12 protein-coding genes are annotated in these 9171 nt (G+C 33.7%); all 12 read left to right on the top strand.

Going from position 1 to position 9171, the window contains the following annotated elements:
• Positions 1-13 precede the first annotated feature (13 nt).
• The 12 genes from gcvH (at position 14) to BMZ76_RS01425 (ending at position 9062) form a co-directional block, all read left to right on the top strand.
• Positions 14-394 (top strand): glycine cleavage system protein GcvH, encoded by a 381-nt coding sequence (gcvH, locus tag BMZ76_RS01480; protein WP_091202879.1) that lies wholly within the window; start codon positions 14-16, stop codon positions 392-394.
• Between the two features lie 79 nt (positions 395-473).
• Positions 474-764, top strand: coding sequence for a VanZ family protein (locus BMZ76_RS01475; protein ID WP_244281725.1), 291 nt, complete (start codon positions 474-476; stop codon positions 762-764).
• Between the two features lie 234 nt (positions 765-998).
• Positions 999-1742, top strand: coding sequence for a deoxyribose-phosphate aldolase (gene deoC, locus BMZ76_RS01470; protein WP_091202872.1), 744 nt, complete (start codon positions 999-1001; stop codon positions 1740-1742).
• Between the two features lie 19 nt (positions 1743-1761).
• Complete coding sequence (locus tag BMZ76_RS01465; RefSeq protein ID WP_091203089.1) at positions 1762-3885, top strand: gliding motility protein RemB; 2124 nt, start codon at positions 1762-1764, stop codon at positions 3883-3885.
• A gap of 81 nt (positions 3886-3966) precedes the next feature.
• Entirely contained in the window at positions 3967-4869 is a 903-nt protein-coding gene (gene cyoE / locus BMZ76_RS01460; RefSeq protein ID WP_091202870.1) for a heme o synthase, read from the top strand.
• 2 nt (positions 4870-4871) lie between these two features.
• A complete protein-coding gene (locus BMZ76_RS01455) occupies positions 4872-5459 on the top strand; it encodes a cytochrome c oxidase subunit 3 (protein ID WP_091202867.1) in 588 nt (195 codons plus the stop codon).
• 42 nt (positions 5460-5501) lie between these two features.
• On the top strand, positions 5502-6479 hold the full coding sequence (locus tag BMZ76_RS01450; RefSeq protein WP_091202864.1) for a cytochrome c oxidase subunit 3: 978 nt from the start codon (positions 5502-5504) through the stop codon (positions 6477-6479).
• 18 nt (positions 6480-6497) lie between these two features.
• The gene (locus BMZ76_RS01445; RefSeq protein WP_091202862.1) at positions 6498-6848 is read left to right on the top strand and encodes a cytochrome C oxidase subunit IV family protein; all 351 of its coding nucleotides are present in this window, start codon (positions 6498-6500) and stop codon (positions 6846-6848) included.
• Between the two features lie 75 nt (positions 6849-6923).
• Positions 6924-7565, top strand: a complete 642-nt coding sequence (locus BMZ76_RS01440) for a hypothetical protein (protein ID WP_091202859.1) — start codon at positions 6924-6926, stop codon at positions 7563-7565.
• 6 nt (positions 7566-7571) lie between these two features.
• Entirely contained in the window at positions 7572-8258 is a 687-nt protein-coding gene (locus tag BMZ76_RS01435) for an SCO family protein (protein ID WP_091202857.1), read from the top strand.
• Between the two features lie 2 nt (positions 8259-8260).
• Complete coding sequence (locus tag BMZ76_RS01430) at positions 8261-8803, top strand: DUF420 domain-containing protein (protein WP_091202854.1); 543 nt, start codon at positions 8261-8263, stop codon at positions 8801-8803.
• Between the two features lie 16 nt (positions 8804-8819).
• Positions 8820-9062, top strand: coding sequence for a hypothetical protein (locus tag BMZ76_RS01425; RefSeq protein WP_244281724.1), 243 nt, complete (start codon positions 8820-8822; stop codon positions 9060-9062).
• The last annotated feature ends 109 nt before the right edge of the window (positions 9063-9171 follow it).

Here is a 9171-nt window from a genome sequence, read left to right as displayed (position 1 = left end):
AATTACAATTTAGATGAACATACCAGCAAATTTAAAGTACACAAAAGATCACGAATGGGTTAGTATTGAAGGCGATATCGCAACAGTAGGAATTACTGATTTTGCTCAAAAAGAATTAGGAGATATCGTTTACGTTGAGGTAGAAACTTTAGATCAATCCTTAGAGAAAGATGAAGTTTTTGGAACAGTGGAAGCGGTAAAAACGGTTTCCGATTTGTTTCTTCCAATAGCAGGTGAAATCATTGCTTTCAACGACGCTTTAGAAAGTAATCCGGAAAGTGTAAATTCTGATCCTTACGGTGCTGGATGGATGATCAAAGTGAAAATAGCTAATATGGTTGAAGTTGATGGATTGCTTTCAAGTGATTCATACAAAGAATTAATAGGTGCGTAAACAGCTTTATTTTTGGGCCGCTTTACTTTGGACTGGAATAATTGCTTTTTTTTGTTTGGTACAATTGAATAATGTCCCAATGGGAAATGTTTCAAATTTGGATAAATTGGTGCATGCCTTTTTTCATTTTGTGCTTACAACGTTTTGTTTTTTGTTTTTAAAAAGCCGGGCAATTGATGCAAATAGTTTTAAGCCCTTGATTGCTTCGTTTCTGTTTTCTGTTTTTTTTGGAATAGGAATCGAAATAGCACAAGAGTTACTAACGACAACCAGACATGCAGATATACTTGATATTTTAGCAAATGTATCCGGAGCGACTTTAGCAGTAGTGCTTGTTCTTTTATTTGGGTTAAATACTAAGGTCAGATAATTTAAAAATAAATAGAGTCCCACTTCGGTGGGATTTTTTGTTTTTACAGGTTTCAGGAAAGGGATAAATAATGTTTTCAGGGATGTTATTTAAAGTCATGTTTTATATAAATGGCAGGGAGCTTTGGTTTACGTTTAAAAAAAAGAAATAGAAGCGTTTTATATTAAACTTATGTGCAGATATAATGTATTTTTGTGAGTCAGAATTAGTTATAATTAAGAAATCGATAACGCCATGAATATTAAGCAATATTTAGATTCCACCTATTTAAAAACGGAAGAACAAGCGGGAATCAGCGAAGAAAAAAATATTCTTATCGTTAAGGGATTTATTCAGGAAGCTATTGAAGAGCATTTTAAACTTATAATGATTCGGCCGAATATGGTTTCGTTAGCGAAAAAAATGATTATGGAATCGAATTCGATTGTCCAAATAGGTACTGTAATTGATTTTCCAGAAGGGAAATCTTCATTAGAAGATAAGCTTAAAGAAGCTGCTCAGGCGATTCAGGATGGCGCAGATGACTTGGATTTTGTATGCAATTATGAAGCTTTCAAAAATGGTGAAATAGATGTAGTCAAAGAAGAAATTCTAAAATGTACCCAATTCAGTTTGGCTCACAATAAAGTTGTAAAATGGATTATTGAAGTGGCTGCACTAACTGAAAAAGAAATTATTCAATTATCAAGCGTGATAAAAAATGTTGTTGTTTCTAATTTTGAACAAGAGCTGTTTCCTCAGGTTTTTGTGAAGTCTTCCACCGGATTTTACAAAACTGAAAATGATTTACCAAATGGCGCCACTATTCCTGCTATAACAATGATGCTTGAAAATGCCTCGCCTCTTCCGGTAAAAGCTGCTGGCGGAGTCAGAACTTATGAAGAAGCTGTTGCAATGATTCAGTTAGGGGTAAAAAGAATAGGAACTTCAGGTGCCAAAATGATAGCTAATGGTCAAAATTCAAATGATGAATACTAAATATAAAAAGAAAATAAGCATGAACAAAGGATTTTTGGTTTTACTAATACTCTTGAATTCTTTTTTAATTTCTGCGCAAGAAATTACAAGTGTTACTGTTCGATCAGGGAGTACTGCGGAACGTTTTCCTGTTTTTTCAGATTGCGTCAACTTACAATCAAATGCATTAGAGACGTGTTTTTATAATCAGGTTCAGGATTTTGTTTTTGCAAATTTTGAAGTTCCGGAGGATTTGAAACAAAACAATTTTCAAGGCAATATAAAAGTACTTTTTGAAGTAGACAGTAATGGATTTTTTAAAGTGATTTATGTTGATGCAACAGAGGAGAAATTGATTGCTGAAACGAAAAGAGTTTTTGGTAAATTTCCAAAAATCCAGTCATCAACATACAATGGAAAACCAACTTATGCTAAGTTTACCATGACAATTTCAATTCCTTTGAAAATTAGGGAAGCAGTAGCCACTGAAACTTTGGCGCAAGCCAAAATCGTTCCCAACAAAACAGAAAAGCTAACGGAACTGGATAGTATTGTGTACAAAAAATTCAATAGTCCTGAGTTCGAGAGTCATTTGAACATCCCGTTTTCACATAGTTATTATGCGCAGTTTGATGCTTCGTTAAACCAAATGGGAAGTAATAATCATACGGCTTCAAAGCCATATACGTATGCAGAAGTGTCTAAATATTATGACCTTAAGGCTGTAAATGAGAAGCTAAGAAAGAAAGCCTCAAGTTGGTGGGCGAGAAAATTATGGAATGAAAACATGGTGGAAATTCAAGGGGATGACTATTGGTTTACACTAAATCCTATATTTGATTTGCAAGTTGGTAAAGCTTCTAAAAATGATGTTTCGTATACCTATGTAAATACACGCGGAATCAATTTTCGTGGTGGTTTGGGCAAAATGCTGAATTTTACCACAACTGTTTTTGAAAGTCAAGGACGTTTTGCGGATTACTTCAATAATTACGCAGAATCAATTAGACCTGCAGGAGGAAATCCAGCCATTATTCCTGGAGTGGGAATTGCGAAAGATTTCAAAACGGATGCCTATGATTTTCCATCGGCGGAAGCGAATTTGACTTTTACGCCAAGTAAACACATCGATTTACAGTTGGGTTACGGCAGAAATTTCATTGGGGATGGATACCGATCTTTATTAGAAAGTGATGGTGCAAGCCCGTATCCTTATTTTAAATTAAATACTAATTTTTGGAAAATAAAATATACCAATACGTACATGTGGCTCAAAGATGTTCGACCGGAAGTAACATTAGAACGAACGTATGCCACAAAGTTTATGGCAAATCATTATTTGAGTTGGAATGTTTCTAATAAATTAAATCTTGGTTTCTTTGAATCTGTGATTTGGACTAATACGAATGACAGAGGATTTGACGTGAGTTTTGTGAATCCAATTATTTTTTATCGTTCGGTTGAATTTGCATCTTCGGCCAGAAGCGGAAATGCAATTTTAGGGTTGACATATAAATACAAATGGAGCAATCAAATTAATTTTTACGGACAGTTTATTCTAGATGAATTTTCTCTTGGAGACGTCAAAGAAGGCGATAATAGTTGGAAAAATAAATACGGTTATCAGCTGGGTGTTAAGTACTACAACGCTTTCAAAGTAGATAATTTACTGTTGCAATTAGAATACAATCATGTGCGTCCGTATGTGTATTCTCATAGCATGCCAATTACAAATTATGGGCACAACAACCAAAGTATAGGCCACCAATGGGGAGGGAATTTCAAAGAATTAATCGCCATTGCCCGATATCATAAAGGAAGGTATTTTGCTGACGCAAAAATTACTATGGGAACTCGAGGACTGGATTTTGATACCACTGAAGACAATTTCAATTACGGTGGAAATATATATAAAGATTATGATGAAAAAAGACCGTTTGATAGCGGAGTAAAAGTGGGACAAGGAAATAAAACCGCAGTTTTTATTGCTGATTTTCAAGGAGGTTTTTTAGTAAATCCAGCAACAAATTTAAAACTCTTCGGAAGTTATATTTACAGGAGTTTTGATCCAACAAAAAATACGGCAACAACTTTCAATCAGAGCACTAATTGGCTAACATTAGGATTAAGAGCTGATATTTTTAATTGGTATTTTGATTATTAATTTTTTGTGAATTGTTTTTTGTCAAATCCCTTTTGATATACTACTTTTGCAAAAGTTTTTAAGAATAAATAAACGCTAATATTGAACGCAACACAAAGTACATTTTCATTAAAATCCATTTATATTGATTTCCGAGAAATCACTAAGGCACGTTTAGCTATTAGTGTCGTATTTTCGTCTATCGCTGGATTTATGTTGGGTATTTATGATTTGCATTCATTAGATTGGACGGTTTTGTTAAAATTGGCAGTTGGTGGCTATTGTATGGTGGGAGCGTCAAATGCTTTCAATCAAGTGATTGAAAAAGATTTGGATGCCTTGATGGACAGAACTAAAAACCGTCCTGTTCCAGCCGGCAGAATGTCTCGCGTTACGGCTTTGATTATTGCGAGTCTTTTAACGATTGTAGGAATTGCTTTGCTGTATACTATCAATCCAAAAACCGCAATGTTTGGCGCCGTTTCAATATTTTTGTATACGAGTGTTTATACTCCTTTGAAAACCATGACCTCATTGTCTGTTTTTGTTGGAGCTTTTCCGGGAGCAATACCTTTTATGTTGGGTTGGGTTGCGGCAACGGGAGAATTTGGAATAGAAGCAGGAACTTTGTTTTTAATTCAGTTTTTTTGGCAATTTCCGCATTTTTGGGCTATTGGATGGTTTTTGTATGAAGATTATGAAAAAGCAGGTTTCTTTATGTTGCCGACAGGTAAAAAAGATAAAGGTACTGCCTTGCAGATTATTTTATATACTGTTTGGTTGATTTTAGCGTCACTTTTACCCGTATTGGGTTATACTGGACGCTTTTACTTGACGCCAATTGCTGCAATTGTTGTATTTTTACTTGGATTATGGATGCTTTTTTATGCTGTTCGATTATATAAATTGAGAACTGCAAAAGCGGCAAGAACATTAATGTTAGTTAGTGTTTCTTATATTACATTGTTACAATTGATTTATGTATTTGATAAATTTTTAAGATAGTTATGGAGATGATAATGACAACTGAGGAACAAGAATCCAGAATGGCAAGATCCTACAAATTGATTTTGTTGTTTGCAATGGTAAGTATGATAATGATGTTTGCGGGACTTACCAGTGCTTTTGTAGTAAGTAAATCCAGAGCTGACTGGTTGAAGGATTTTCAATTACCAACAGCTTTTTATTACAGTACTATTGCGATAATAGGATGTAGCGTTACTTTTCATTTGGCTAAAAAAGCGATTCAGAAAAACAATCAAAGTAAAACTACAATTTTTCTTTTGACTACATTAGTTCTAGGAATATTGTTTGTAGTTTTACAGTTCGTAGGATTTGGACAAATAATAGATAATGGTCATTATTTCACCGGAAGCGGAAGCTCAATAACCACTACTTTTTTATACGTTGTTACCGTTGTGCACTTGATTCACCTTGCGGGTGGCGTGATTTCACTTCTAATTATAATTTATAATCATTTTAAACAAAAATACAATTCATCTCAAACCCTTGGAATTGAACTAGGTGCAATGTACTGGCACTTTCTTGACTTATTGTGGGTTTATTTGTTTTTGTTTTTATATTTCTTTAAATAAGAAAAAAACGTAAATTTGGGAACTTTTTAACGAATAACTTTTATGGAAGCGACAGTTACTACTGCAAATAGTGAAGGAAAAACTTGGGGAGGCGGCAATGAGCCAATGGGAGCAAGTTATGGCAAATTAATGATGTGGTTTTTTATCGTGTCAGATGCTTTAACATTCTCGGGATTTTTGGCCGCGTATGGTTTTTCTCGATTTAAATTTATTGAAACATGGCCTTTGGCTGATGAAGTGTTTACTCACTTCCCATTTATGCATGGAGTATCTGCTCCGATGTACTACGTGGCATTAATGACTTTTATTTTGATTTTCTCATCTGTAACAATGGTGTTAGCTGTTGATGCAGGGCATCAGATGAAAAAAAATAAAGTAGTTCTTTACATGTTCTTAACCATTATTGGAGGTTTGATTTTCGTAGGATCTCAAGCTTGGGAATGGAAAAATTTCATCAAAGGTGAATACGGAGCTGTTGAAACAAAAGGAGGAAGTTTACTTCAATTTGTGGATAAAGACGGTAAGCGTGTAGCTTTGGCTGATTTTGCGGCTTTTTTACCGGAAGAAAGAGAACAACTGACAAGAAATAAGGCTAAATGGTTCATGGATGAGCCAGCTTTACCATCGTACTCTGTTGCTGAAGTTCAAGCGGGATTCAAAGCGCACCCTGAAATTCTAATCAGAACGGAGGTAATAACTAAAGAGAAGAAAAAAACAATTCTTTCAAGAGCAGAGTCTGAAGCAAGATTGAGTCAGGCACAATATGTTGTTGAAGGCGCCAATTTGATCAGAAACGAATACGGAAGTAAATTATTTGCTGACTTCTTTTTCTTTATCACTGGATTCCACGGATTCCACGTTTTTTCTGGAGTAATCATAAACATCATTATATTTTTCAATGTATTAATTGGAACATATGAAAAAAGAAGAAGCTATGAAATGGTAGAGAAAGTAGGTCTTTATTGGCACTTTGTCGATTTAGTTTGGGTTTTTGTATTTACAGTTTTCTATCTAGTTTAATTTCAAAAAGTAATTATCATGTCACACGAACACGTATCTAATATAGGTAGAATCTGGAAAGTTTTCGGAATATTATCCGCCGTTACAGTAGTAGAAGTTATTTTGGGTATTTTAAAACCTGATGCGCTTCATATGAACAATTTTATGGGTATGAATTTACTGAATTGGATATTTTACGCTCTTACAGTTTATAAAGCGTATTATATAGTTTATGCCTTCATGCACATGGAAGGAGAAAAAAGTACTTTACGAAGTGCAGTTGTTTTTCCCCTAATTTTTCTGATATTATACTTACTCTTTATTCTTTTGACAGAAGGGGATTATATTTATGAGGTTTTTAAAAATTCTACGATAAAATGGAATTTTTAATAAGATATTAATTCAAAAAGAGGGTACGCATTGCGTACCTTTTTTTATTTTTGTACTTTAATAACTTTCACTACAATGAAAAAAAATATTGTCCTTTTCGTTCTTTTTATTTTACCTATTGTTGCATATCTTTTTTTTGCTTCTGGTGTTAATGGTTTTACCAAATTACCAATCATAACTCCTAATACAGTTGATTTGGGTGATTGGCAATCTTTAGACGGTAAAAAAGTTAGTTTGAATGGCAAAGTAACGATTCTCGGTTTTATGGGTAATGAGCTCTTAAAAAACAGAGGAAATCTTTTCAATTTAAATCAAAAAATTTATCAAAGGTATCATGAGTTCAAAGATGTTCAGTTTGTGATGATTTGTCCGACCGGTACTGAAAAAGATGCTAAAAAAGTGGTGGATGCGTTGGGAGCTTTCACTGATGTCAAGCAATGGCGTTTTGTTTTCGCATCAACCGAAGCTATCAACAAGTATTATAATCAATTAAAATTAGTTGAGAAATTAGATAAGCATTCCGGTACGCCAAAAGTCTACATCATTGATAAAAAACGTAATCTTCGCGGTCGAAAACTAGTGAAAGATATAAAAGAAGGCTACAATACATTTCATCCAGCGGAGTTGAGTAATGAAATGCTTGATGATTTTAAAGTAATTCTGTATGAATATCGTGCAGCGCTAAAAAAGAACAATAACGCCACCAGAAAAATTTAATATTTTATGTTTAAAAATAAATCATACATAGGAATCTCCTTCATTATTTTGATTTTTGGAATTTATGCTATTCCAAAAATTGTGGATAGGATTAAGAATGACAAAGTAGTTCAAGGAGAGCGCTTAGACAGCGTTAATCCAGCAACTGCAGAAGAAGGGCAATTACTTAAAATAGGTCCTGCACCTAAATTCGAATTAATAAATCAAGACAATAAGAAGATTACAAATCAAACTTACAAAGGGAAAGTCTATGTATTGGAGTTCTTCTTTACCACCTGTCCTACCATTTGTCCAAAAATGAATGAAAGTATGTTGGTTTTAGAAAAAAGTTTTTTTGGTAATCCTAATTTTGGAATTGTTTCAATTACAATTGATCCGGAACATGATACAGCAAAAGTATTAAAAGACCACGCAAAGTTCTTAGGAGCGAAATCTTCCAACTGGAATTTTTTAACAGGCGACAAAGCGTATATTTTTAATTTGGCCAATAAAGGATTTAATCTATATGCTGGTGAAAACAAAAAAGTAGCTGGTGGTTTCGAACATTCAGGTTTGTTTGCGTTGATTGATAAAAATGGAAACATACGTTGTAGAAATGATGATTTTGGAAATCCTATTTTATATTATGATGGTTTGGATAAAAAAGGAGTTCGAAACATTCAACAGGACATTAATATTTTATTAAAAGAATAAAAATGGAAAATAATTCTTTGGAACAAAAATTCAATACGTTGATTATAGCGGTATCAATCATAATCCCGGTTGCAGTGGCCATTCTGTTTGGAGTTAAACTTAAAGATTTTGGTTATAATGTGGAACCTCTTTCTTTTTTGCCGCCTATTTATGCTACTACTAACGGAATTACTGCTATCCTACTAATTGCTGCGGTAATTGCGATAAAGAATGGTAAGAGAAAACTTCACGAAAGATTGATGACTGGTGCAATTGCATTATCTGTTGCTTTTTTGGTGATGTACGTTGCGTATCACATGACTTCTGATTCTACTAAATTCGGAGGTGAAGGAGCTATCAAATATGTTTATTTCTTTATTTTGATTACGCATATTATTTTGTCAATTGCAATTATACCGATGGTTTTAATTACCTACGTGAGAGCATTATCAGGAAATTTTGATAGGCATAAAAAAATTGCGAAAATCACTTTCCCAATCTGGTTATATGTCGCTTTAACTGGAGTAGTTGTTTATTTAATGATTTCACCTTACTATGTTTATTAAAGATAAGAATACAGAAATGAAAGTCAAAAATAATGTGGACAAGGTCGTAATTTATACCTTTCTGATGGTTTTTGGATTATTCAGTGGTACTATAAATGCGCAATGTGCCATGTGTCGCGCTGCATTGACCAGTGAAGGCAATGCAAAACAAGCTGCAGCGGTGAATGACGGTATTGTTTACTTAATGGTAATTCCTTACATTCTAGTGGCGGGCATTGGCTACGCTATTTATCGAATGAAAAAGAAAAAAACAAGCTAAGGATTACTGTTTTTTAGACAAGATATTTATTTCAATTTTAAAATCAATTTTAATAAAGCGTATTTTAGTTTAAAGTATTGTTCTATTTATGACTAGGTGCGGAACACTG

This window comes from Flavobacterium xueshanense, from assembly GCF_900112975.1.
Classification (GTDB): domain Bacteria; phylum Bacteroidota; class Bacteroidia; order Flavobacteriales; family Flavobacteriaceae; genus Flavobacterium; species Flavobacterium xueshanense.
This window is presented reverse-complemented; position numbering and strand designations above follow the sequence as displayed.